Origin of the sequence: Paenibacillus xylanivorans (genome assembly GCF_001280595.1) — a bacterium.
Lineage (GTDB): Bacteria > Bacillota > Bacilli > Paenibacillales > Paenibacillaceae > Paenibacillus > Paenibacillus xylanivorans.
On the sequence record NZ_LITU01000075.1, the window covers coordinates 238,053 to 260,927 of the forward strand.

General features: G+C 46.9%; 23 protein-coding genes and 1 riboswitch. Of the genes, 7 read left to right on the forward strand and 16 right to left on the reverse strand.

Translation table 11 applies throughout. The annotated features are described in order from the left end of the window. The first annotated feature begins 375 nt into the window (after window positions 1-375). Window positions 376-1,356, forward strand: a complete 981-nt coding sequence (locus tag AMS66_RS24340; RefSeq protein WP_236703614.1) for a glycoside hydrolase family 53 protein — start codon at window positions 376-378, stop codon at window positions 1,354-1,356. A gap of 483 nt (window positions 1,357-1,839) precedes the next feature. Further along, window positions 1,840-2,331, forward strand: coding sequence for a hypothetical protein (locus tag AMS66_RS24345; protein ID WP_053783247.1), 492 nt, complete (start codon window positions 1,840-1,842; stop codon window positions 2,329-2,331). A 200-nt stretch (window positions 2,332-2,531) separates the two neighbouring features. Here the strand turns inward: AMS66_RS24345 and AMS66_RS24350 are convergent, their stop codons facing one another. Both AMS66_RS24350 and AMS66_RS24355 read right to left on the reverse strand, forming a co-directional pair. Beyond that, window positions 2,532-3,173: an NAD(P)-dependent oxidoreductase gene (locus AMS66_RS24350; protein WP_053783248.1), complete on the reverse strand. Its 642-nt coding sequence runs from the start codon at window positions 3,171-3,173 to the stop codon at window positions 2,532-2,534. A 497-nt stretch (window positions 3,174-3,670) separates the two neighbouring features. Beyond that, complete coding sequence (locus AMS66_RS24355; protein WP_053783249.1) at window positions 3,671-4,027, reverse strand: HesB/IscA family protein; 357 nt, start codon at window positions 4,025-4,027, stop codon at window positions 3,671-3,673. A 446-nt stretch (window positions 4,028-4,473) separates the two neighbouring features. Between AMS66_RS24355 and mqnE the strand changes: the two genes are divergently transcribed. Together mqnE and AMS66_RS24365 are read left to right on the forward strand one after the other, a co-directional pair. Further along, complete coding sequence (gene mqnE / locus AMS66_RS24360) at window positions 4,474-5,580, forward strand: aminofutalosine synthase MqnE (RefSeq protein ID WP_053783250.1); 1,107 nt, start codon at window positions 4,474-4,476, stop codon at window positions 5,578-5,580. A gap of 218 nt (window positions 5,581-5,798) precedes the next feature. Further along, window positions 5,799-6,860 (forward strand): NAD(P)/FAD-dependent oxidoreductase, encoded by a 1,062-nt coding sequence (locus AMS66_RS24365; protein ID WP_053783251.1) that lies wholly within the window; start codon window positions 5,799-5,801, stop codon window positions 6,858-6,860. Here AMS66_RS24365 and AMS66_RS24370 read toward each other — a convergent pair. Further along, window positions 6,857-7,111 (reverse strand): YuzB family protein, encoded by a 255-nt coding sequence (locus AMS66_RS24370; protein ID WP_053783252.1) that lies wholly within the window; start codon window positions 7,109-7,111, stop codon window positions 6,857-6,859. The genes AMS66_RS24365 and AMS66_RS24370 overlap by 4 nt on opposite strands. Window positions 7,112-7,191: 80 nt before the next feature. Between AMS66_RS24370 and AMS66_RS24375 the strand changes: the two genes are divergently transcribed. Then, window positions 7,192-7,437, forward strand: a complete 246-nt coding sequence (locus AMS66_RS24375) for a NifU family protein (RefSeq protein WP_053783253.1) — start codon at window positions 7,192-7,194, stop codon at window positions 7,435-7,437. A gap of 141 nt (window positions 7,438-7,578) precedes the next feature. On the opposite strand, the gene AMS66_RS24380 is transcribed toward AMS66_RS24375, so the two are convergent. After that, window positions 7,579-8,358 (reverse strand): SDR family oxidoreductase, encoded by a 780-nt coding sequence (locus tag AMS66_RS24380; RefSeq protein ID WP_053783254.1) that lies wholly within the window; start codon window positions 8,356-8,358, stop codon window positions 7,579-7,581. Between the two features lie 324 nt (window positions 8,359-8,682). Here AMS66_RS24380 and AMS66_RS24385 point away from each other — a divergent pair, with 324 nt between their 5' ends. After that, window positions 8,683-9,681, forward strand: a complete 999-nt coding sequence (locus AMS66_RS24385) for a DUF2167 domain-containing protein (protein WP_053783255.1) — start codon at window positions 8,683-8,685, stop codon at window positions 9,679-9,681. Window positions 9,682-9,847: 166 nt separating this feature from the next. Here AMS66_RS24385 and AMS66_RS24390 read toward each other — a convergent pair whose 3' ends face one another. From AMS66_RS24390 to AMS66_RS24415, 6 genes are all read right to left on the reverse strand, one after another. Next, window positions 9,848-10,684, reverse strand: coding sequence for a MetQ/NlpA family ABC transporter substrate-binding protein (locus tag AMS66_RS24390; RefSeq protein WP_053783256.1), 837 nt, complete (start codon window positions 10,682-10,684; stop codon window positions 9,848-9,850). 80 nt (window positions 10,685-10,764) lie between these two features. Further along, window positions 10,765-11,424 (reverse strand): methionine ABC transporter permease, encoded by a 660-nt coding sequence (locus AMS66_RS24395; protein WP_053783257.1) that lies wholly within the window; start codon window positions 11,422-11,424, stop codon window positions 10,765-10,767. Then, window positions 11,425-12,459 carry a methionine ABC transporter ATP-binding protein gene (locus AMS66_RS24400; RefSeq protein WP_053783320.1) on the reverse strand — a complete coding sequence of 345 codons (1,035 nt, stop codon included), beginning with the start codon at window positions 12,457-12,459 and terminating at the stop codon, window positions 11,425-11,427. It lies immediately after the preceding gene. A gap of 127 nt (window positions 12,460-12,586) precedes the next feature. Then, a riboswitch (SAM riboswitch) is annotated at window positions 12,587-12,728 on the reverse strand. Between the two features lie 129 nt (window positions 12,729-12,857). Further along, window positions 12,858-13,586, reverse strand: a complete 729-nt coding sequence (locus AMS66_RS24405; protein WP_053783321.1) for a Cthe_2314 family HEPN domain-containing protein — start codon at window positions 13,584-13,586, stop codon at window positions 12,858-12,860. A gap of 213 nt (window positions 13,587-13,799) precedes the next feature. Further along, a complete protein-coding gene (locus tag AMS66_RS24410; RefSeq protein ID WP_082350882.1) occupies window positions 13,800-14,738 on the reverse strand; it encodes a COX15/CtaA family protein in 939 nt (312 codons plus the stop codon). A 293-nt stretch (window positions 14,739-15,031) separates the two neighbouring features. Then, window positions 15,032-15,376 carry a thioredoxin family protein gene (locus tag AMS66_RS24415; protein WP_053783258.1) on the reverse strand — a complete coding sequence of 115 codons (345 nt, stop codon included), beginning with the start codon at window positions 15,374-15,376 and terminating at the stop codon, window positions 15,032-15,034. A 141-nt stretch (window positions 15,377-15,517) separates the two neighbouring features. Here AMS66_RS24415 and AMS66_RS24420 point away from each other — a divergent pair, with 141 nt between their 5' ends. Beyond that, window positions 15,518-16,798 (forward strand): DUF2515 family protein, encoded by a 1,281-nt coding sequence (locus tag AMS66_RS24420; RefSeq protein ID WP_053783259.1) that lies wholly within the window; start codon window positions 15,518-15,520, stop codon window positions 16,796-16,798. Between the two features lie 174 nt (window positions 16,799-16,972). Here AMS66_RS24420 and AMS66_RS24425 read toward each other — a convergent pair whose 3' ends face one another. The 6 genes from AMS66_RS24425 to AMS66_RS24450 all read right to left on the reverse strand — a co-directional run bounded on the left by AMS66_RS24425 (window position 16,973) and on the right by AMS66_RS24450 (window position 22,847). Next, window positions 16,973-18,601: a putative polysaccharide biosynthesis protein gene (locus AMS66_RS24425; protein ID WP_053783323.1), complete on the reverse strand. Its 1,629-nt coding sequence runs from the start codon at window positions 18,599-18,601 to the stop codon at window positions 16,973-16,975. Window positions 18,602-18,661: 60 nt separating this feature from the next. Further along, on the reverse strand, window positions 18,662-19,102 hold the full coding sequence (locus AMS66_RS24430; protein ID WP_053783324.1) for a DUF456 domain-containing protein: 441 nt from the start codon (window positions 19,100-19,102) through the stop codon (window positions 18,662-18,664). A gap of 54 nt (window positions 19,103-19,156) precedes the next feature. After that, window positions 19,157-19,906, reverse strand: a complete 750-nt coding sequence (locus tag AMS66_RS24435) for a Cof-type HAD-IIB family hydrolase (RefSeq protein ID WP_053783260.1) — start codon at window positions 19,904-19,906, stop codon at window positions 19,157-19,159. 284 nt (window positions 19,907-20,190) lie between these two features. Continuing rightward, window positions 20,191-21,063 (reverse strand): metal ABC transporter permease, encoded by an 873-nt coding sequence (locus tag AMS66_RS24440; protein WP_053783261.1) that lies wholly within the window; start codon window positions 21,061-21,063, stop codon window positions 20,191-20,193. After that, a complete protein-coding gene (locus tag AMS66_RS24445) occupies window positions 21,063-22,022 on the reverse strand; it encodes a metal ABC transporter permease (protein WP_053783262.1) in 960 nt (319 codons plus the stop codon). Before AMS66_RS24445 ends, AMS66_RS24440 begins: the two co-directional genes overlap by 1 nt. A 3-nt stretch (window positions 22,023-22,025) precedes the next feature. Beyond that, window positions 22,026-22,847 (reverse strand): metal ABC transporter ATP-binding protein, encoded by an 822-nt coding sequence (locus AMS66_RS24450; protein WP_236703602.1) that lies wholly within the window; start codon window positions 22,845-22,847, stop codon window positions 22,026-22,028. Between the last annotated feature and the right edge of the window lie 28 nt (window positions 22,848-22,875).

A 22,875-nucleotide genomic window follows, 5' to 3' on the forward strand; every position in this document is an offset into this window, starting at 1 on the left:
GAGTGTTGTATACTCTTGCCACAAGGAAAGGAGGTGCGTCAACATATCTAATCACATGTTGAACGTGTCCCTTACCCGATCCACTAGCTCAAATTAACTGATTCTGGTGGAGGCGCGGGATACGGATCAAGGTTTCAAAAAGCGCCACGGGTAGAAAAGCCGTCTTCGGACGGCTTTTTGTTTTGTCTTTTTTCATGAGAGGTTGAAAAAACAACCAAAATATTGGAAATGGACCCTGTAGCTGAGTAAACAATGATCGCTATAATTAGGTTGCAACTCAACCCATATTCGAGGAGGCATATTGTAATGTTCAAAAATGTAAGGGGTTTCAAAACATCCATCGCTCTGGTCTTTGTTTTGTTATTCACCTCCATTATGCTGCCCGCAGGCCAGCATGCCAGTGCAGCACCGAGCTTCGCCAAAGGAGCCGACATCAGTTGGGTTCCCGGGATGGAAGCGCAAGGTTACAAATGGAAAGACAAAAACGGCGTACAGCGTGATATTATTGATATTTTGAAAAATGATTACCAGATCAACTCCGTTCGTATTCGTGTCTTTGTTAATCCTTCGAATGATTATGGTAACGGTTACATGAATAAAGATCGTGCAGCCGCTCTGGCCCTGCGTGCCAAAAATGCAGGCATGAGTGTCATGCTGACACTGCACTACAGCGATTCCTGGGCTGACCCGGGTCAGCAAACCAAACCTGCGGCCTGGAAAAACTACACGTTCCAGCAGCTGATGGATGCTGTATGGAATCACACGCGTGAAGTCATGACGGCCATGCAGAGCAAAGGCGTCACCCCGGACTGGGTACAAATCGGTAACGAAACAAGCAACGGCATGTTATGGGAAGATGGGAAAGCATCCACCAACATGAAAAACTATGCGTGGCTGGTGAACACGGGCCATAACGCTGTGAAGTCCATCAGCACCAACACCAAAACAATCGTTCACCTTGCAGGTGGGGATGATAATGCCCTCTATGTATGGAATATCGGTGGCCTGATTGATAACGGTGCTAATTTTGACATGATTGCCATGTCCCTCTACCCTTCTGCTTCTGGCTGGAACACAGCTGTCACCAATGCGGTGAACAATGCCAAGGATTTGATCAACCGGTATGGCAAAGAGATTATCGTATCGGAGATCGGGATGGATAATACCCAACCGGCAGCCGGTAAAAGTTTTGTTGCAGCCATGAAAACGCAATTCCGCAACTTGCCGAGCAGCAAAGGTAAAGGCGTATTCTACTGGGAGCCTGAAGCAACGCCAGGCTACAACGGCGGTTACAGCAAAGGTGCCTGGCAGTCTAATGGCTTGCCTACTGTAATGTTGGAAGGGTTTATCGACTAAACACGGAGATAAGTGACTGATGAGCAGCAGGTGGGCGTTACGGGTACGGATCGTTCTTTCGATCGCTGTTATCCCCAGATTTATTGAATGTCCTATTCCATAGGGCAAAATCCGGGGATAAAGGCGAACGCTACCGCTTCTTCAGAATCGATTCCGTCCCTCCACTACGTTGGCTGCTTGTAGGATACTTCTAAAATGTGTTAAGTAGTGATTTGGGGTAGAAAAAGATAAAGGCGCTGCTTCTGTTGGGAGCAGCCTTTTTTTTTTGAGGTTGAAGTGAGTTGATTGAATTGGATGCGTTAAGCAAGGCTAGGTCGGTTAGCTTCTTCAATTCGGTTAGATCGATTCGTTGGATTGGTTTCATGTTAAATAGTAACGCTTGGTGAATCTGAACGTAAATAGTCTTTTCGCTCATATACTTATATAATAAGATAAAGATTCAGACAGCACATGTGCAACCTTATTTCAAAGGTGGGGAAACGTATGGGATTTTTAAAAGAACTGGGTCAGTTTGCTGGAGAAGTTACCGGAAAAGTACTGGGCGGCACCGTCAGAGTGGCTGGCGAACTTGCAGGAAGCCCATTCATTAAAGAAAATGGTAATGGTGTAGAGAAAGCTACAATTAATACAGGGAAAACGGTAGGACAACTTGCCAGCGGTACATATGATATGGCCAGTGGTGTGATCAGAAAAGACAATACTGCATTAGACGCTGGACTTGCCGATATTGGAGGAGCTGTTACCAATACAGCTAGAGGTGTAGTGGTATCAGCGAAATATGTGTACCAAGGTGGCAAGGATGTTGTTGTTGGTATGAAAGACGAGGATATGGAGAGAGTAAAACTGGGGGCAAAACATCTGGTTGCCGCTGCGGCAGTCACAACATTGGCTGTAGGACTCGTAGATGCTATGGATGGTATGGAGTCGGCAGAATTGATAGAGAATTCAAATATAGATGACATTACACCTCATTAGGTCGAAGGATAAATGCGGGAAAACGTCACTATGCAGAATGTTAGTTTGGAGATAGCAATAGGGATACTAGCGTAGACCAGCCTGAAGAGGACTACGTTCAGTATTTCCGGATTATATACACCAACTTCATAACGACACAAAAAATGGACGCTAATCTTGTAATGATTGGCGTCCATTTTTCATCTGTCAGTTCAAATCAATTACTTCGCTTCGCCTACAACCGTAAAGCGTTCGTTCTTATGCTGCGGGTTCTCGATCTCGTCCACCAAAGCGATGGCATAGTCAGCATAGCTGATGTAACTGTTGCCTTCACTGTTCACCAGAATCTGATCTTTACCTGATTGGTATTTTCCTGTCCGAACACCTTCCGGATTAAAGAAGCCAGCCGGGCTCAGGAACGTCCATTGAATTCCGGAGGAAGCTTGCAGATCCTGCAAGTTTTTCCCCTGATTCGTCGCTGTTGCTTTGTATGCATCAGGGAATCCTGGAGAATCTACTACACGCAACGTTTGTGTTTCATCTGTGAACAGACTGCCAGCACCACCGACAACGATCAGTCGAGTATTCGGTGCATCTTTCAGCGTGTTAATCAAGGCTTGTCCTGCTTCCACATGCAGATTCTCTTTCCCGGCTGGCGCACCGAATGCATTGACAATGATGTCAAATGATTTGGCTTCTTCTGCTGTAAGGTCAAATACATCTTTTTCAAGTACATTCAGACTTTTATCTTCCACCTTGGATGCATTACGAACAATCGCCGTTACTTCATGCCCTCTATCCAACGCTTCTTTCAAAATCAAACTTCCCGCTTTGCCTGTCGCGCCAATAATTCCAATTTTCATCATGATCTCTCCTTTGGTTTTTCTTATTCAAACTCTATGTTGTAACTATAATTGTTACAACATAGCTTGTCAACTATCATGAAACCCCCTGTCATTCCACCAGAGGGACAGGGGGTTTGAGACTGATTATTAGCATGTAACTAATTCAAGAGTGTCATGCGCTTTTTTCTGTATTGCCTGTGGGATATTTGGCCTATCGGAAGTCGGAAGGATCTCCACTCGCTTCTCGATTTCCAACGCGGTCTGCGCTCCTAGAGGAGCGCCTGGTGAAATGATTTCCCCACTGTATATGCTGATTCCGAGTGGGAAAAGATAGTTTTTCCCGCCATTGTTATCCCACGTGACTTCCGTTGTTAAATACCGCCTCCGTACCCGTTGCTGTGCCTACATCGATTGTGATCTTGTAATATTGGATATTATATCCATTAAATACAAAAAACCTCCATAACGTGATTAGTACGAGACTAATCCGCTATAGAGGTCTTGATTCACCATGATTAACAATCTTTATCAGGTACGCCCGCTTCTTCCTTCGTACGGAAGGATGATCCACAGCCGCATGTTGCCACTGCGTTCGGGTTGTGGATGGTGAAACCACCGGACATGCCGGATTCTTCAAAATCAATTTCGAGTCCATTCAGATATTTCAGGTTTTCCTTCTCTACAACAACCTTCATATTCTGAATATCCATATAGAGGTCCTCATCGGACTCTTTATCGTCAAAGCCCATGGCGTACGAAAATCCGGTACAACCGCCCGGTGCTACGCCAAGACGCAAGAACATACCAGGTGTTTCTTGCTGTGCAAGCATTTCTTTCAATCTGTCAGCAGCCGTTTCGCTGATGTTAATCATGCCAGGTCACTCTCCTTTTCGTTAACTCTTCCTTAAATTATACTCCACCCCGTCAAGAGCCTCAAGTCATGTTTGCCTGTTTCCGCGTTCCCCCTTAACTCCTTTTTCTTCCCAGTGTATTGAACCCCCGGGACACGAGGTTTATAATGGGTAGGTGATCGCTTTGAAATGTCGATATTTTGTCATGACTTATTCAGGTGATGGGCATATATGGAGTTGTAATTTTTTTCACATTTCGAGACTGTACGCAGTCCCCAATGCATATAGAGTCACATAAAGACTCGTTTTAATGAAAAAATTAGTTTTACGTACGCAGCACAAGCTGCACCGGGTAAATAAGAGTTAGTCCACATAAGATGGCGGCAGATGACCGCATCTTTTCTATGTAGTTCTGTAAGTAAGTCCTACACCCAACTCGATTCCGGTTAAGAATAGGAGGAAACAACATGTCTACATTGGTAACACCGTTCACAGACAAAAGAATGGCTGAAATCGTTGAGAAAGTGCAGAACGGCGTAAGGCTGACCGTAGAAGACGGCGTTTATCTGTATGAATCGGATGATCTGCTGACTTTGGGCCAACTGGCCAATGAGGCCAACCTGCGTAAGAATGGCAAGAAAGTTTATTTTATTGAAAACATGAGCCTTTATTTTACCAACGTATGCGAAGCCCACTGTGCTTTCTGTAACTTCCGCAAAGATCAGGGCGAAGATGGCTCCTACACGTTGTCCGGTCAGGAAATGATTGATTACGTGGAACAGCATATTCATCCAGGCGTACGTGAGTTCCATATTGTAGGCGGACATAATAACCATGTTCCTTTTCAATATTATGTCGATTCCTTGCGTGCTTTAAACGAGAAATATCCGGACGTTACGCTGAAAGCCTACACAGCAGCCGAGATTGATTTCTTTACCCGCATCAGCGGACTGAGCATCAAGGAAGTATTACAGGAGCTGCAAAAAGCAGGTCTGAAATCACTGACTGGTGGCGGCGCTGAGATCTTGTCCGATGAATACCGCAAAAAAATGCGTGTAAACAAAGCGAACGTTGACCGCTATCTGGAAGTGCACCGCACTGCTCATAATTTGGGCATGCGTACCCATACAACGATGCTTTATGGATCCATTGAGTCCTATGAGGACCGTGTGAACCATATGGTACAAATTCGCGAGCTTCAGGATGAGACGAACGGATTCATGGTCTTTATCCCGCTATCCATGCAGCCGAAAAGCAAAAACGCGAGTATCATGCGTCGTAACTCCGCTTACGAAGATCTCAAAACGATTGCGATCAGCCGTCTGATGCTGGATAACATCGATCATATCAAAGCCTACTTCATCAACATCGGTCCACAGTTGACTCAAGTCGCCCTTGGATTCGGTGCTTCGGATGCACACGGCACGATCGTTCGCGAACGGATTAGTCATGCAGCAGGCGCACTAACACCTGAAGGCCTCACCCGAAAAGAGCTTATATGGTTAATTAAGGGTGCTGGACGCATTCCTGTGGAACGCGATACGTTCTACAATGAAATTCAAGTGTACGAGTAGCATGTAACAAGAGCATCACTCCAGCAGTCGACTTTCAAGCTACCCGGGGAGCCGTTTGGAATGGAGGGGTGCGAATTGCTGGAGCATATCCGTAATTTTAAATTCCTATTTTCAATCATTTCAAATAAAAAACAAAAGGAGCAGCTATGTTATTGCATAGCTGCTCCACAGGTTACAGCCCCGTTCACACGGGACTGATGCAGAAAGGAAGCCGAGTCATGAAAAATTTCGTCATTCTCGGAGGCGGCTATGGTGGCCTCACGATTATCAAGGAACTTTTGGAAGGAAAAATCCCGTCAGATACACAAATCGTGTTGGTGGACCGGAGCCCATTCCAAGGATTGAAGACAGAATATTACGCACTCGCAGCAGGGACCGTATCCGACTATGACCTGCGCATCCAATTTCCAGTGAGCGACAAAGTCACTTACCGTTACGGAGAAGTAACTTCGATTGACCTGGAACAGCGTCAGATTGAATTTGAAGGCCAGGACCCGCTGGAATATGACAAGCTCGTGATTGGACTTGGATGTACAGACCGGTTCCACAATACGCCGGGAGCCGAGGAATACAGCTGTACCATTCAAAGCTTCAGCAAAACACGGGAAACCTACCTTCGTCTTAACGAGGTTAAAGCTTATGGTAACGTGCATATCGTCGGTGGTGGATTGAGCGGCGTCGAGATAGCTGCAGAGCTTCGTGAGAGCAGACCCGATCTGAACATCAGCATCCTGGACCGTGGTGAACGTGTATTATCCGCTTTCCCGCAGCGCTTGTCCGCTTATGTTCATGAATGGTTCAGCGAACATCAGGTCGAGACACGCGGGCATATCGCTATTTCCCGACTTGAACCGAATGCCATTTTCAACCGGGATGAAGAAATTCAAACGGATGCGGTAGTCTGGACTGCCGGAATTCAGCCCGTAAAAGTTGTACAGGATCTCGATGTGACCAAGGACCCTCAAGGTCGTGTCGTACTGAACGAATATTATCAAATTCCGGAATATACCGATGTCTATGTTGTAGGTGACTGCGCCAGCGTGCCTTATGCACCAAGCGGTCAGGCTGCCGAAGTACAGGGCGAACAAATCGCTCATATTCAGCATGCCCTCTGGAAAGGCGAAAAGCCCAATCCGCAGCCACTCAAGCTTCGTGGCACACTCGGTGCACTTGGCAAGAAGGCTGGATTTGGGCTGATGGGCAAAACGTCCATGATGGGACGTGTGCCACGTATTTTAAAAAGCGGCGTGCTCTGGATGTCCAAGCGTCATCTCGGTTAATCGAGATCCAGCTCGCTCCAGGCATCGGCTTCAGCAATTTTGGCCAAGATGGCGTTATATAAATCCTCCACTTTGTCGGTAATGACTAACTCGCCATTCACCAGTGCAAATGGAGTCATATAACATTGGCCGCAGTTGCTGAGGCAGCCGTATTCTATCACATCATAGTCTGGATTTTCTTCCAGTTGATCCATGACTTCATCTGTGCCAAAATGCATATTATTGGCACAAAATTCAATAATCGGTCTCATGTAGGTTCACCTGCTTTGTTTGACCATTTTAATTTATGGCCATTTGTAATATAATATAGTGAGGAAAGGAGTTGAAAAAAATGAGCGAAAACGCACAAAGCACCATGTATGATGAGGTATCTGATGTGCTTGACAAACTTCGTCCGTTCCTGCAACGCGATGGCGGTGACGTGGAACTGGTCGACGTGGAGGACGGCATTATTAAGCTGAAACTGGTCGGTGCCTGCGGCAGTTGCCCAAGCTCCACCATTACCTTAAAAGCCGGGATTGAACGCGCCCTTCTCGAAGAAGTTGAGGGTGTACAAGAAGTCGTACAAGTATTCTAATCAATCCTTCACGAAATAAACCTCAAGAGCCTTTCGCTTCGCATGAAGCGGAGGGCTCTTTTTTGTGCAAATGAAGAAAGCCTTTTTTTCACTTCCCCTGCCCTCTCTCCACATTGCATTTCATTTCAAGATAAACCCGCATTATACATCCTCACGCTGTATGTTGGGACGAATCGGATCAAGTCCTCCAGATACATCCATAATGTTGCCTGTTATAAAATCAGAATGATCGAGACATAGATAGGTGATCACTCGCGCAATATCTTCACCACTTCCGGGACGTCCTCTTGGGGTTTCCTCGTCGGTTATGCCTGCCATCTCATCAATCGTTTTTTCTTTGTTGGCACCGCGAATATCACCTGGACATACCATATTAACCGTAATGCCGTAGGGAGCTTCCTCCACAGCAAGTGTCTTTGTAAATGAAACCAGACCTACCTTGGCAGCAGCATACACCGCCCGATGAGGCCATGACCTCGCTTCTCCCGCATGACTGAAGCCAAAATGTATAATTCGTCCCCAATGCTTGCGCCGCATTTCTGGCAATACCCGCTGATCCAGCAGCATCGGTCCAAGCAGGTTTCCTTGCACAAGCATCTGAACCTCATCTTCCGAATACTCGGCAAACAGTCGACGTTCACGGACAAAAGGACCCGCATTGTTCACCAGAATATCAATGCTGCCCAGTTTCTCTTCGACCTGAGCAACGAGCATGGTGATCTCTTCTGTCTTGGAAATATCGGCCTGGACGGCAATACAACGCACACCCTTGGCGACGATCTGAGCCTCTAACGCCTCAGCTTCCGTACGGCTATGTACGTAATTCAGAGCAATATGGCAACCCTGATCCGCCAGACTGAGGGCCGTCATTTTACCAAGACCTTTGGCACTTCCCGTTATGAGGGCAATCTTTCCCTTCACGTTCATCCCCCTCTTCAAAGAGCAGTCACTCATCCAGTATAAAAGATTTATCATCCCCCCACAACTCGCGTTTCCCACCAATCTGTACCATTTGCAAAAAAGTGTAAATTAAGGACTAAATACTTATCTTTCAAACAACTGAAATAAATTGAATTAGGTCTTTAGTAGGAAAATTAACCCTTAATCACCATATTTCCCTTGTCTGGTTCGGATGCCTATGGTAATGTCGATAAGTCTTTATTTTCTTATGAATATAACGACACAATACATATGTTCATGTAAATGACAACATTGCATGACACCTTCGAAAGGAATATAGCGTAAATGAAAAGATGGTTAGCCTCTCTATTCGCAATTTTGCTTATTGCCTCATTTCAAGCTCCATTCTCAACCACAGCATCTGCAGAAAGTGAAAGCAATAGTTCCACCGAAGATTATCAATGGATTGATGGACCTTCAAATGTAGTACTTGATAACAAAGCAACATTAACCGTAGCTGAAAATCTCTCCTATCTCGATGCAGCTAACACCCAAAGGTTTCTGGAGGATACGGACTCCTTCCCCAATGGAACGGAAATTGGAAGTATCTATGGAGCCGGCGAAAACTCCAACTGGTATGTTATCTTTGAATATAACGATACCGGCCATGTCGATGACAGTGAGAAAGACGATCTGGACGCGGATGAACTGCTTGATAGCTACAAAAGAGGTACAGAAGAGCAAAATGAGAAAACTACACCCGAAAACCAGCTGTTTATTACCGGATGGGAGATTGAGCCCGCCTATGAAAGCACCAAGCATCAATTGATCTATTCTCTTGGTCTTGAGGATGCAGAGCGGGAAAAACTAGTCAATTACAATGTGAACGTACTCACCCGCGAAGGATATATCGGAGTTATCCTCGTTACGGATAGTGCCAATTTTGAAGAAAATCGTACACAGTTTGAAAGCTCCGTACTTAACCAACTCAACGTGATCAAAGGAAACACCTATGAAGAGTTTGATGCATCCGTAGACAAAAAATCAGAACTTGGCCTGACCAGTCTTATTTTGGGCGGTGCTGGTGTAGCTGTAGCCAAGAAAGTCGGATTATTGCTTTTGCTTAAAAAAGGATGGTTTGTCATCGTTGCCGCCATTGTTGGCGCTTTTGGATGGATTCGCCGCAAGCTGACTGGCCGCAAAAAGAATGCTGACCCAGGAGATCAGAACCCGCTATCTCCTGCTGAGGAAGCTTACCAACAGCATGCTGCCGGACAGGAGTCCGCAGATTCTGACAGCTACCAGACAGATGGACGTTCAGATACTGATCCGCATAAACGATAAAGCTAATAAAGTAAAGTACTTAAATTGCTATTACATCGAAGCGCTTAACATGACGTACAAAACAAAAAGCCCTGCATTCTCTAAAAAGAGAATGCAGGGCTTTTTTAGTAGCTCTATAAGAAATGGAGCCGGGTATTACAATTAATCTTCAGCTTAATTGTTTAGCTTAAAACGCAGGTTCTACAGCACCTTGATAACGTTCTTTGATGAACGTTTTAACCTCTTCGGAATGCAGGGCTGCAGCCAGTTTCTGGATGGCATCTGCATCTTTGTTATCTTCACGGGATACGAGGATGTTTGCATAAGGGTTACCTTGCAAGTCCTCGATCAGCAGCGCATCCTTCTCTGGGTTCAGATTCGCTTCCAGCGCGTAGTTGGCATTGATGAATACCAGGTCTGCTTCATCCAATTGACGAGGCATCATGGCTGCATCCAGCTCGATGATATTCAGGTTTTTCGGATTAGCTGTAATATCCTGAATCGTAGAAGTGATATTTGTGTTGTCTTTCAGCGTGATAAGTCCTTCTTTTGCAAGCAACAACAGTCCACGACCGCCGTTGGATGGGTCATTAGGAATGGCTACTTTTGCGCCGTCTTTCAACTCATCCAATGATTTGATTTTTTTGGAATAGCCAGCAAATGGTTCAACATGCACAGGTGTTACAGCAACGAGGTGGAAACCACGTTCTTTGTTCTCTGTATCCAGGTATGGCTGGTGTTGGAAAAAGTTCGCATCCAGTTGTTTATCTTCAAGCTGTTGGTTCGGTTGAACATAATCATTGAAAGTCACGATTTGCAAGCGAATGCCTTCTGCTTCGAGTTCAGGCTTGATGCTTTCCAAAATTTCAGCATGTGGTGTAGGCGATGCTCCCACTTTCAATTCGACGGTGCGCGGTGCGCCTCCGGCATTGTCTGCGCCGCTGTCGGAATCCTTGTTGTTTCCGCAAGCCGCAAGAACCGCAATCAGCATAATACTAAGTAGAGCAAAAGACCATTTTTTCATGTGTAAAACCCCTTCTCCAATAAATTTTTTTTGCATTTTGCACCAAGTCGATACCGAATCAGGCAAATGCTATATATGTGTTATTTCCTGGTGAACCATTTAACCAAACGATCGCCAGCCATCTGAAGCACTTGCACCAGAATGATCATAAATACAACGGATATAATCATAATTTCATACTGATAACGGAAGTATCCGTAGTTGATGGCCAATGTTCCCAGACCTCCACCACCAACCATCCCCGCCATCGCAGTGTAGGAAACGAGGGTAACGATTGTAATGGTGGTCCCGGCTAACAGACCCGGCAATGCCTCTGGCAGAAGCACACGTCGTACAATCTGTCCGGTTGAAGCTCCCATCGCCTGTGCCGCTTCGATGACGCCACGATCCACTTCACGCAGTGTAGTTTCCACCAGCCGCGCAAAGTAAGGAGCAGCGGCAATGACGAGCGGTGGTATAACCCCCAACACACCTGTTGCTGTACCAACCAATGAACGCGTAAATGGAATGAGTGCAACAATCAGAATGATAAATGGCACCGATCGCAAAATATTTACGATAAACGATAGTATAGTGTACACCACTTGGGACTGAATCGAAGCCGACCTTGCTGTCATGAACAGCAATACGCCTAGTGGCAAACCAATGATTATCGTGAACAGTCCCGATGCTCCCAGGATTTGCAGTGTTTCGATTGAAGCCTTACCTATTTCTTCCCAACGTACTGTTGAAAAATCCATTTAACGAAGCACCTCCACATCAAGTCCCTGATCCATTAACTCTTTAATGGTGAGATTAATCTCATCCGACTGCCCTTCAAAACGAACGGTCAGTTGTCCATAGGGAACTTGTTTGATTGTTGAAATGGTGCCTTGCAAAATGGCGAAATCCACTCCTGTTTTACGAACCGTTCTGGACAAAATCGCCTCATATGTTTTATTGCCCAGGAAGGATATTTTCACAAGCTTAGAAGATCCGTCCGTCTGCAATGAGACATCTGCACTCGCCAGAGCAGTCTCTTCTAATGCAATTCCCACCTCATGGTCCCGCATCATAAAGTCACGCGTAATTGCATGCTGCGGCTTGAGGAATACTTCCGTCACCGGCCCTTGCTCCACGATACCTCCCTGATGGATAACGGCCACCTGATCACAGATATTCTGGATCACGTGCATCTCATGGGTAATTAGAACAATCGTGAGGTTGTACTTTTCATTAATATCCAGCAATAACTTCAGAATCGAATCGGTGGTCTGGGGATCAAGTGCCGATGTGGCTTCATCACACAGCAACACGTTCGGATCACTCGCGAGTGCTCTCGCAATACCTACCCTTTGTTTCTGTCCGCCTGACAGTTGGGCCGGATATTTATTGCTGTGGTCCTCCAGTCCAACCAATGCGAGCATTTCCTTCACTTTCCGATCCATTGCAGCCTTGGGAGTATTAACGAGCTTCAAAGGAAAAGCCACATTATCATAAACCGTAGCTGAGGATAACAGATTAAAGTGTTGAAAAATCATGCCGATCTTACGCCGTTGTTGTTGCAAATCAATCTTATTGAGACTGGTTAGATTGATTCCATCCACCCATACCTCGCCTGCCGTCGGGCGTTCGAGCAAATTGATACAACGGATCAATGTACTCTTGCCTGCACCGGAATGACCGATAACTCCGAATATTTCACCCTTGCGGATATTCAAATTTAAATCTGATAAGGCCGTCGTACTTTTTGAACCTTTACCGTACGTCTTGGTTAAACCTTTTAATTCAATCAAAATTACTGCTCCTTCCCACTGCCTACATGTATCTTTACCCGAATGAAAGGAAAACTCCCCTTCAATGTACAAAAAAAGAGCCCCTTTTGCAGAAACAAAAAGGGCTCTTCACGTGAAAGATTATACCTTCTCATCTGCCAAAATTGTGCCTTGCACCATTTTGTAGGAATTAGCACCTAACATCTATAAAGAATGACACAGCTGTCATGCAGTTATAAATCGGTTGCCGGGCTTCATCGGGCCTGTCCCTCCGCCGCTCTCGATAAGAAATATTTAATTTATAAGTTCAGTAGTTATAATAGGTTAATGTCATAAATGTTAATTCCATCTAACTGTCGATCAGGAACTCAGTATAATCCAAGTATTCCGATTTGTCAAAGGTAAATATTACAATCCGATCACTTCGCGGGTTGATTCATTACCTGGGTATGCCACTTCTTGTTGATGTAGCCATACGCTGCTTTTAACGTCTCACATACCATATCCACACCCTGGCGGAGTTCCAAGAGATGTTGATCCAGATCCTCCAGCTTCACTTTCCCTTGCAAAGTCTGGTGCAACTGCCACAGATCATCCTGCATTTCGGAGTTCATGTAATGAATCTCCATGTTTCTTCGTTTGCGCAATTTGCTCATTGGCTCACGGTAGGAGTCTTTGATCTGGATCAGTTCGTTGGCAAGAACATAATGCAGCTTGTCATATCCGAACTGTCGTAATACGGTAAAATAAGAATAATGAGTTTTAACATTGGTTGTGTTCAGCTCAAATATTTCATTCAACACTGTACCTAACTTATCCAGAATGGCAAAACATCGGATGAAACCATCTTTATAGAAATAGACGTAACGGGCGTACTCCGCTTTTTCTGGAATCGTCATATCATCCGTAGAGCCCGCTTTGACTTTCTGACGAAAATGGGAAGCAGCAAAACAGCTTTGCTCCAGTTCATCCAGCGAGGAGATGAGTCCCTGAGTCCACACATACAGTTTACGAAAATCATGGGTAGGATCGTGGTCCACATGCATCTGTCGCTGAAATAACTCAAGCGTATCCGCCATTGCCTCTATTGCATCCTTCAGTACCCCTTCGTTTTTACGCGGCTTTTCACCCAGCAACGTTCGCAGCATATATAGCCTCCTCTTTCCACTCTGCAGATCATCAAAATAATCATAATTCACCATATTAAACAAAATCGGAATCAGAGTAAACGTATGACCGCTGCTTACAATAGGGTGCCCTGACACGCCTGACATCAAACAAAGTTCACCTGTCCAATGATGTACATCATCGGATGGTGAACTTCACTGGATTCATCCCTGAACTACAATAATTCGGATATATTAGAAACGGTTAACGGGCCGATGCAACTTGTACACCAGGAAACTCATATAGGTTAACACACCGAATAAAATGGCAATATCGAGCATATGCGCCAGCGCCACGAACATGTACACTTCCGGGGTGCTCATCGTGAGCATCAGTCCAAAACCAATGACTACTTGCAATAGAACCAGCACAACAGAAATCACGCCTAACGCTCTTAGTTCCGTGTTATCCGGGTGTTTGCGATACGCAAAATGTCCGAGGATTGCAATGACAATCACTAATGACACAGCCGCTAGCCGGTGAGCAAAAGCAACAGCTACGCCACCCGAGAGCTCGGGAATAATCTGCCCGTTACAAAGCGGGAAGCCTGAACAACCTCCAGCCGAATCGGTATGGCTCACAAATGCCCCCGTATATACCACGAGGTACGTATAGATCGTGGAGAACCACACCAGATTTCGAAAACCTTTACTGACCCGCGGATATCGATTGAGTCGTTCCAATCCACCGTGGCGAGCCTCCTGCCGAATACCGAGCGCCATCATCAAAGAGCTGGCAAAAGCGATCAGTGCAAAGCCGAAATGCAGTGCCATGACTGCGGAAGATTGGGAGAAAACGACGGCAAAGGCTCCCATAATTCCCTGGACAATAACAAATATCAGCGTTAACAATGAAAACAACTGTAGGTCACGACGTGATTTGCCAAACCGCAAGAATGCTACAAAAGAGGCTATGGACAACAGCCCTGCCAATGCGCTTACAGCGCGATGGGAAAATTCAATAAGTGAGGCAACAGTGTGTGCAGGCACAAGTTTTCCGTTACATAATGGCCATTCCGCGCCGCAGCCGAGGCCTGATTCCGTTCGGGTTACAACGCCTCCGCCAAAGGTAGCCAGAAACATGACAAGACAGGTTAATACGGTTAACCATTTAAACAAGGTTAAGTGTTTCAATTTTTTTCTCACCCGCTGTTGGTTTAAGATGGCGAAGAACTACATCCTCCGCTTGATTCGATACTTTGACACTTATTTCACAACTAAATTCATTATACCGGATAAATGTGTCATTGACGTCGCGCTTTGTGACAAAATGTTAACGTCTGTGAAAAAATGGACCCGCCATTTATTAGTAACTATGTACACCATTAGCTTCCCCGAAAAAGTTAAAAATACAAACGCCACTTCCCTATTTCAAGAGAAATGGCGTCCTTCAATTATAACCTTTTACAAGGTGATCCTGTCATGCTTTATTTATGAATTGTGTTATATACCTCAACTGCACGTTCCAGGAATTGCTCGATCTCTTCTCTCGACTTGCGCAGTTTATTCACATATCTAACGAGTTCCCGGCCATCCGTGTAAGCTACAAAGCTTGGAATGCCAAGGATATTTTGCTCTTCGCTAACTGTACCCACCTGATCCACATCGACTTCAACCAATGTCAGCTCACGTGCAAACTTTTCCTCAACTTCAGGCATAAAGGGATCGATGAACTTGCAATCACCACACCAATCTGCCTTAAATACGGCTACAGTTAAACGCGGAGATTGGATCGCCACATCGAATTCCGGTTTGGATGTTATCTTTTCCATCACAGCATCTTCCTTTCTATACCTTGTCTTATTCTCTAAGTGAAGCAAATTGCGGAGTGGAAGTCAAATATTCAGCGCATACTTAAATCAACAGCATTAAAAACAAACAGTAAACAGATGATCAGGAAAGGATGTCATGTCATGACTTCCGTTAAAACGGATTCCTCCGAGTCTGCCCATCACGGGTCAATATTGCAGATGGTTCGATCCATCCCAGGCGCGGCCCGGGAAGTGTGGAGGGGTAAACAGGCGGCTTGGCAGGCCTCTGCACAGCTTCGTCATCCCTTGCGTGATATGGCTTGGGACTCTGACATGGCTGCAACCTTACAAGCTGAGGTGGAACGCCTATTGCCTGGCAACGAGAGTGCTTTTGCCCGAAACACGCTCAGTGCACTGGTCTGTGAAGAGGACTGCATTATTCTGGAAGAGATCAAAACATTAACGCAGGAAAACAATCGGAGTAATATCACTCGCACAGCAGCATACCTAGAATGTTACGAACAGTATCCAGAGCTGCATTGGGCCCTGCTTGCCCATATGGTGTCCCGCAACGGCGGATATCATATGACCGATCTTCAGAGTGATCTTATTCACAATCTGCAAAATCAAACCGACCGTGAGCATATGTATCGACTACTGGAGCGGTGTAATGCACTCATTTTCCAGGACGCCTATCCCCAGCTTCTGTTGTATATGAACAGTCGCCGGATCGGCCGGAGCTGTTTTCATTTGTTGTCCCATTTTCATGTATCGGCGTTCATGACACCGTTCTGGGAACGATTTTGGCTGGAGCGATGCAGCTCGCTGCTGAGTGTGGCGTTAATTATTAATGAGCAGAACTATATCGAGAGCCGGGTGGTGCAGCATCCCTATTTTCAAAAAGAGGTGCTTTCTAAACCCGCATTCCATCTGCATAATCTGGCTGGGCTGAACCACATCGTGTTCCCACTTGGACGTGGAAAAGGTCTTGCAGGCCGGGTAATTGAACATTTTGGCAAGCTGGATGAACGGATTATGTTCGGCAAAGGCTTGTATGCGATGCTGTTTGGAGTGGAACAAATTTTCACACAGGTGTTGGAGTTTGCGCGCTCGGTTCCTCACCGTGGTTCACGTGCTGAATATTGGCCGGGTCTGTTCACCGCACATGAAGATGAAGCAGGAGAAGCTGACCTCTATAGCCAGGAGCTGCTGGATCAAGAATGGCTGGCGGAAGGCCAACGGTTATATAGTCCTGAATTGCTGGCCGTATGGGGCGATACGCCGTATGAACCGATAACAAGGCAGGATTGGCTGCAAAATCGCGATTGTCTAGGTCATCTCACGATCCCGCGCCGCCCCTGGCTGTTCGAGATGAGCCATGAACATCGGTATGGCATGCTGAAAACCGCATTAGCTCACGATGCCAAAACCTTGACGCATTAAGGACGGTTAACCTCACAAGGAAATCGTCTAGAAAGCGGAACGCCGTACCCTTATCGATTGGCTTCTTAATTCAGTCATTTTTCAAATACAAAAAGCCCTGTCCGCTTTGGAAGCAGACAGAGCTTGTATTTATTTCAAACAGATAACGAAGTGTGTATTGTGTGTTGGAATAAGTTATCCACGTTGCCCGGCTCCACGTTGTAGACGCATAAGCGGGCGGAGTATCTTTTGCAAAATACGAGGGTAACTGCCCAACTCGTCTTTACGAAGTACACGCAGAACGACCATAAGTACCAGATACACGACAACTACAAGAGCACCTACAAACAGACAGGTAACGAGGAAAGATACACGTGTCGGCAGGAATAAACCAAAAATGGAGTTCCCGGCCCAGTTTGCCGCAAAACCAACACCTGCCGCAAGCAACACGGTAATGATGAATCCTTTCCAGCGATCCCCCATGATCGAGAAATCAACAATTTTTCTCAGCACCCGTAGGTTCAGGTACGTAATAACCAGGAAGCACAATGCGGTCGCAATAATGATCCCGTAAATGCCAAAGATCGGAGCCAGGATCAAACTGGCTACAAGTTTGACCACGATACCAGCTGCCACACTGATCATTGTGATCCGTGGTTTGCCCACCCCAAGCAGAATGGAGTTGGTGGTCATCATCGTAATTTGGAAAATGGTACCGAACGTCAGCAATGTAATGATGGGTGTCCCATCTGGACTGGTGAACAGTAAGCCGTTAACGGAATATGCCGCCGCACACAGTGCAATGACAATCGGCATTCCTGTCAGAATCGAAATGCGCAAAGCAAGCGTCACCTGATTTTTCAGATGAACTTCATCCTTGCGTGCAAAAGCTGCGGAAATGACAGGCACAAGCGATTGACTCAGAGCAATAGCCAGAATCGGTGGGATGCCTGCAATACTTTGGGCTTTGGCACCGAGGATCGCAAGTACTCCTGTCGCTTCTTCCAGTCCAATCCGACCGCTAAGCAGCGGAACTACCAGCGATGAATCGATAAAGTTAATTGCCGGAACAGCGAGTGAAGATAATACAATTGGAATCGAAAGTTTGAATATATCACTGTAGATGCCCCGCATAGGCAGTTGCTCCACACGCTCGTAATTCAATTGCGCTGCACGGTCATTTTTGCGAAGCTTCAAGGTGAAGTACAGCATGACGCCAAAAGCACCGATACTTCCGAATACGCCTCCAAATGAAGCCCCTGCGGCAATGGTTTGATCATCGTAATTCCATTGCAGCATAACAAACGCCACGATAATCGCTGTACCCACGCGTGCAAACTGCTCCACAATCTGTGAAATGCCGCCTGCCGTCATGTTGCCGCGACCCTGGAAATATCCACGCATCATGGCGATGGCTGGAAACAGCAGCAGCGCTGGAGCCAAGGCTCGAATGGCGCTCACCGATTCAGGTACTTTGGATACGTACGTCGCATAATAAGGTGCCGCGAACCACAATAAAGCAGACATGACTACCCCGGCTACAGCCGCAAAGATCAGGGCTGCACGGTAGATTTGTTGTGCTTCACTTGCGCGTCCCAGCGCATAGCGTTCGGACACCATTTTACTAAGTGTACTTGGTATGCCTGCTGTTGCTACGGTTAATAGCATTAAATATACCGTATTGGAGATGGTAAACGATGCATTACCGATATCGCCGAGGATGTGCTCCAGCGGCACCCGTTGAACTAATCCGAGTACCCTCGCAATCAGCGCAGCTGCCGCCAAAATAAGCGTACCCCTAATAAATGTTTCCTTCTTAGACAAGCCAATTCCCCTTCTTTCCCCCACACCGACGTGCATCCAGATGAAGCCGCTCCCGAACGTCTATGCGAATCTTACCACCCAGATAATAAACAGAACAATCATGACGATTTGCAAAATAATTTTCATGACGGTGCTTGTAAACAGCCCCACCACGGAGCCAAATCCAACTTTGGAAGCTTTGGAAGGTGAGGACCCTCCGATCAGTTCCCCGATAAAAGCACCAATAAACGGCCCTAGTACCAGTCCGAACGCCGGAATAACAAATGGGCCTATAATGACACCAATTGTACTGAGTGTCGTCGATAATTTGGAGCCGCCGAATTTCTTCACACCCCAAGCGCTGACGACATAATCAGCCACGAACAACACCACTACGATCAAAATCTGGATGATCCAGAACCATACACCGAACGGATCAAAGCTGAAGAACCAGCCATAGACCAGAAACGCGAAGAAAATCGCAAAAGCACCAGGCAGTATGGGATATACCGTACCGGCCATCCCCACCGCAAACAACAGTACAATTAAAATCCAGCCAACGGTTGCGAGCAAAGGTTATTCCCCCTTCAAAATATGTTCACGGATCACCTCGACAATGCCATCTTCGTTGTTGCTCGCTACGATCAGGTCAGCCGCTTCCTTCACCTGTTCCTGCGCATTGCCCATGGCAACACCAAGACCCACGGCTTCAATAACGGCCAGATCATTCAAGCTGTCTCCAACAGCGACCACTTCGGACATGTCTATACCCAGCAACTTGCAGACTTCAGCTACACCGCTCGCTTTGGATACACCGCCAGGGTTAATCTCAATATTAACAGGCGAGGAGTTCGTCATTTGCAGACCACCCATTTGCTGCAGCTCCATCATAATCTGGTGACGGGCTTCATCCACTTCAGTATTAAATCCGAATTTCAGCCATTCCAGACCTTCGATATTGTCCGTCCAGCGATCACGGTTGAACAGCTCTTCCACGGAGTATGCCCAGTACCAGCTATTATATTTTTCGCCAATCTCCTGCATTTTGCGGATCAATGCCGGGTCCATCAGATGGCGCATATGCAAATCATGCGGAGCTTTCCAGACTTCACTGCCATTGACCGTAACCATCGGGGTCTCCAGCCCAAGCTGTACCGCATAAGGCATCGCATGAAAAACGGCTCTTCCTGTTGAAAGGCACACATGAACTCCCCGTCGAATGGCAATCTGAATCCATTTGGCGGTCTCCTGTGTGATTTCATGATTATCGTTAAGCAGTGTTCCATCCATATCCAATGCAAGCAATTTGTATTTTAGTTCACTCATGCTGTATTTCCTCCTTAATGGTCTCTCTACTTCTCCCTGTCCAACATACTCTCACAAAAAGATCGCCCGGCATCCGCGTAGGCGGATGCTCCGGACGTCACAGCTAACGACATTTTACCACAGATCGTCGGCCTGCAACAAAGTAACGCGCGATGCGGGTGAACCTTTTCAACGTTACAACAGATGTCTGTCCCGATTCGTGTAAGAGTCTGGTATGAGATAAAACTTACTCGAATCCATGAAAAAACCGCCTGCAATGCAGGCGGCTGCTATTTTTTATCCATTTAACGTGCCGCGAATTTGCGACGAGCATACCGGAAGACAATACCATGCTTTGGAGATAGTAGCAGAGCCAGAACAAACAGAATGCCTGCTACCGCCACCATGCAACCTGCAATGGAAGCATCCAGGGCGTAAGCCATGATGTAGCCTCCAACCGAGGAAGCTGCTCCTACGAGCACGCTATATAGAATCATTTTGCCCAGTCGATCCGTGAGCAGGTAAGCCGTCGCCGCAGGTACGATGAGCATGCCAACAACGAGAATCGACCCTACACTTTCAAATGAAGCCACAGATGTCATGGAAACGAGCCCCATAAGCAGATAGTGGAACAGCACCACCGGAATGCCGCAGGCCGCAGCCAGCGCCGGATCGAAGGCACACAGCTTGAATTGCTTGTAGAACAACCCGATTACGACGAGGATCACCAGCAACGTGATGCCAAGCATCCAGACTGCCCTAGGTCCTACATCCGTTCCCCCAAGGGTCAGGGTATCCCACTGCACATATGCGATCTCACCGAACAACACACAGTCCAGATCCAGATCAATATGCCCGGCATTCAAGCTAATCAAAATGACACCCACTGCGAAGAGCGCCGTAAACACAATCCCAATGGAAGCATCGGACGATAGTCCTCCAGCCTGCAAGCTTTGAATGAAGAACACCGTCAGTAATCCAAATACCGTTGCACCTAGAAGCATCCATAGTGAATCACGTGAACCGCTCCACAGGAAAGCAATCGCAATACCCGGGAGAACCGCATGACTGATCGCATCTCCTACCAGAGCCATCCGCCTTAATATGAGAAAACAGCCAAGAATGGCGCAGGCGGAGGATACAAGGATGGCCGTTAATATAATCCAAAACGTCGCCATTACAGCTCACCCCGTTCCTGCTGTGCCCGCTGTGCAGAAAGTGTCTGGAGCGTGGCATGCTCTTCTTTCAAATAAGCCGATTTCGCCTGAATGCTGCGCAAACGCCGAGCCAGCAATCCACGACGTGGAGCCAGCAATGCAGAACCGGCAAACAACACTGTAGCTGCCAGAACCGTTACAGGTCCAGTTGGCAGATTAGGCACCAATGTGCTGAAGATCGTACCTGTTGCACCGCTCAGTGCTCCAAATACGCCGGCCAACAGTACCATGAGTGAGAGCGAGTCCGTCCAGCAGCGGGCCGCTGCTGCAGGGGTCACCAGCAAAGCAGCAACAAGCACCACACCCACCGCTTGAATTCCCGCAACAACCGCAATAACGGTCAACAGCAGAATCAGTTGTTCCAGCATGCCAACTGGCAGTCCCATGCCCCGTGCAAATCCCGGGTCAAAGCTCACCAGCTTGAATTCCTTGAACCATGCCAGACAAGCAATCAATAATATAAGACAGACACCGCCCATGACATACACATCCGTCATCACCATGGATGCGGCCTGACCAAACAAATATTTATCAAGTCCACTCTGACTGCCGCTTGCACCGTGCTGAATACGAGTAAGCATCACTACGCCAATTCCGAAAAATACAGTCAACACGATGCCCATCGCCGCATCCTGCTTGATCCGGGAATACCGTGTAATCCACGATATGCCGAAGGTAGCCACAATTCCAGCGACGAGTGCACCGAACAGAAATAAACCTACGGATTTGGTTTCCGTCAACATAAACGCGATACAAATCCCGGGCAGAGCTGCATGAGCCAACGTATCCCCCATGAGACTCTGACGACGCAAAAATGTAAATGAGCCAATAATTCCACTACTGAAGCCGAGCAATAAGCAGCCAAGCAATATCCAGCGTGTATTGGGATCGGACACTATGGCTACTATCCAGTTCCACATGCACTACACCTGGCCTTTCTCCGACCGGCTCCCGATCATCGCTATCCGGCCTCCGTACGTCTCTTGCAAAGTATCCGGTACAAATACTTCATTCGTCGGTCCACCAGCAACCAGCCGTCCATTAAGCAGCAACACATGGTCAAAATATTCCTCTACTGTTGCCAGATCATGGTGAACAACCAGTACGGTCTTCCCTTGCTTCTTCAACTGTTCCAACAGTGAAATGATAGCTTTCTCCGTTGTGGCATCTACACCTGCAAACGGCTCATCCATGAAATACAATTCGGCATCCTGTACCAGTGCCCGTGCCAGAAAGACACGCTGCTGCTGTCCGCCGGATAGTTGACTGATCTGGCGGTACATATAATCACCCATTCCCACTTGCTCTAGGCAGTGAGCTGCCAGATCCCGTTCTTTTTTGCCTGGACGGCGGAACCAGCCCAGATGTCCATAACGCCCCATCATGACAACATCGAGCGCGTGAGTCGGGAAATCCCAGTCGACGGATTCCCGCTGAGGCACGTAGCCGATCCGGCGACGCTGTTCTCGGTAGGACTGACCAAAAATCTTCACCTCGCCGTGCATTTTAGGTACTAGTCCCAGAACGGCTTTGATCAGAGTCGATTTCCCGGCCCCATTGGGACCCAGAATGCCAATCAGCTGACCTTCCGGAATGTCAAAAGATACCCCACTGAGCACCGGCTTTTTATGGTAAGCTACCGCCAGATCCCGAACACTAAGAGGAGCTGATGTAGGTTGCGTTCCCTGCAAATGGTTAGCATTTGGTTGTGGTTGAGATTTTTCCGATAAAATTACTTCACTCATATTCTTTCCACTCCTCTCTTCATATGGT

Bases quoted from the DNA above. Each gene is read 5' to 3' on its own strand.
- AMS66_RS24340 (WP_236703614.1), top strand. From the start codon at position 376: ATGCTGCCCGCAGGCCAGCATGCCAGTGCAGCACCGAGCTTCGCCAAA.
- AMS66_RS24345 (WP_053783247.1), top strand. From the start codon at position 1,840: ATGGGATTTTTAAAAGAACTGGGTCAGTTTGCTGGAGAAGTTACCGGA.
- AMS66_RS24350 (WP_053783248.1), bottom strand. From the start codon at position 3,173: ATGAAAATTGGAATTATTGGCGCGACAGGCAAAGCGGGAAGTTTGATT.
- AMS66_RS24355 (WP_053783249.1), bottom strand. From the start codon at position 4,027: ATGATTAACATCAGCGAAACGGCTGCTGACAGATTGAAAGAAATGCTT.
- mqnE (WP_053783250.1), top strand. From the start codon at position 4,474: ATGTCTACATTGGTAACACCGTTCACAGACAAAAGAATGGCTGAAATC.
- AMS66_RS24365 (WP_053783251.1), top strand. From the start codon at position 5,799: ATGAAAAATTTCGTCATTCTCGGAGGCGGCTATGGTGGCCTCACGATT.
- AMS66_RS24370 (WP_053783252.1), bottom strand. From the start codon at position 7,111: ATGAGACCGATTATTGAATTTTGTGCCAATAATATGCATTTTGGCACA.
- AMS66_RS24375 (WP_053783253.1), top strand. From the start codon at position 7,192: ATGAGCGAAAACGCACAAAGCACCATGTATGATGAGGTATCTGATGTG.
- AMS66_RS24385 (WP_053783255.1), top strand. From the start codon at position 8,683: ATGAAAAGATGGTTAGCCTCTCTATTCGCAATTTTGCTTATTGCCTCA.
- AMS66_RS24390 (WP_053783256.1), bottom strand. From the start codon at position 10,684: ATGAAAAAATGGTCTTTTGCTCTACTTAGTATTATGCTGATTGCGGTT.
- AMS66_RS24395 (WP_053783257.1), bottom strand. From the start codon at position 11,424: ATGGATTTTTCAACAGTACGTTGGGAAGAAATAGGTAAGGCTTCAATC.
- AMS66_RS24405 (WP_053783321.1), bottom strand. From the start codon at position 13,586: ATGCTGCGAACGTTGCTGGGTGAAAAGCCGCGTAAAAACGAAGGGGTA.
- AMS66_RS24415 (WP_053783258.1), bottom strand. From the start codon at position 15,376: ATGGAAAAGATAACATCCAAACCGGAATTCGATGTGGCGATCCAATCT.
- AMS66_RS24420 (WP_053783259.1), top strand. From the start codon at position 15,518: ATGACTTCCGTTAAAACGGATTCCTCCGAGTCTGCCCATCACGGGTCA.
- AMS66_RS24430 (WP_053783324.1), bottom strand. From the start codon at position 19,102: ATGGCCGGTACGGTATATCCCATACTGCCTGGTGCTTTTGCGATTTTC.
- AMS66_RS24435 (WP_053783260.1), bottom strand. From the start codon at position 19,906: ATGAGTGAACTAAAATACAAATTGCTTGCATTGGATATGGATGGAACA.
- AMS66_RS24440 (WP_053783261.1), bottom strand. From the start codon at position 21,063: ATGGCGACGTTTTGGATTATATTAACGGCCATCCTTGTATCCTCCGCC.
- AMS66_RS24445 (WP_053783262.1), bottom strand. From the start codon at position 22,022: ATGTGGAACTGGATAGTAGCCATAGTGTCCGATCCCAATACACGCTGG.
- AMS66_RS24450 (WP_236703602.1), bottom strand. From the start codon at position 22,847: ATGAGTGAAGTAATTTTATCGGAAAAATCTCAACCACAACCAAATGCT.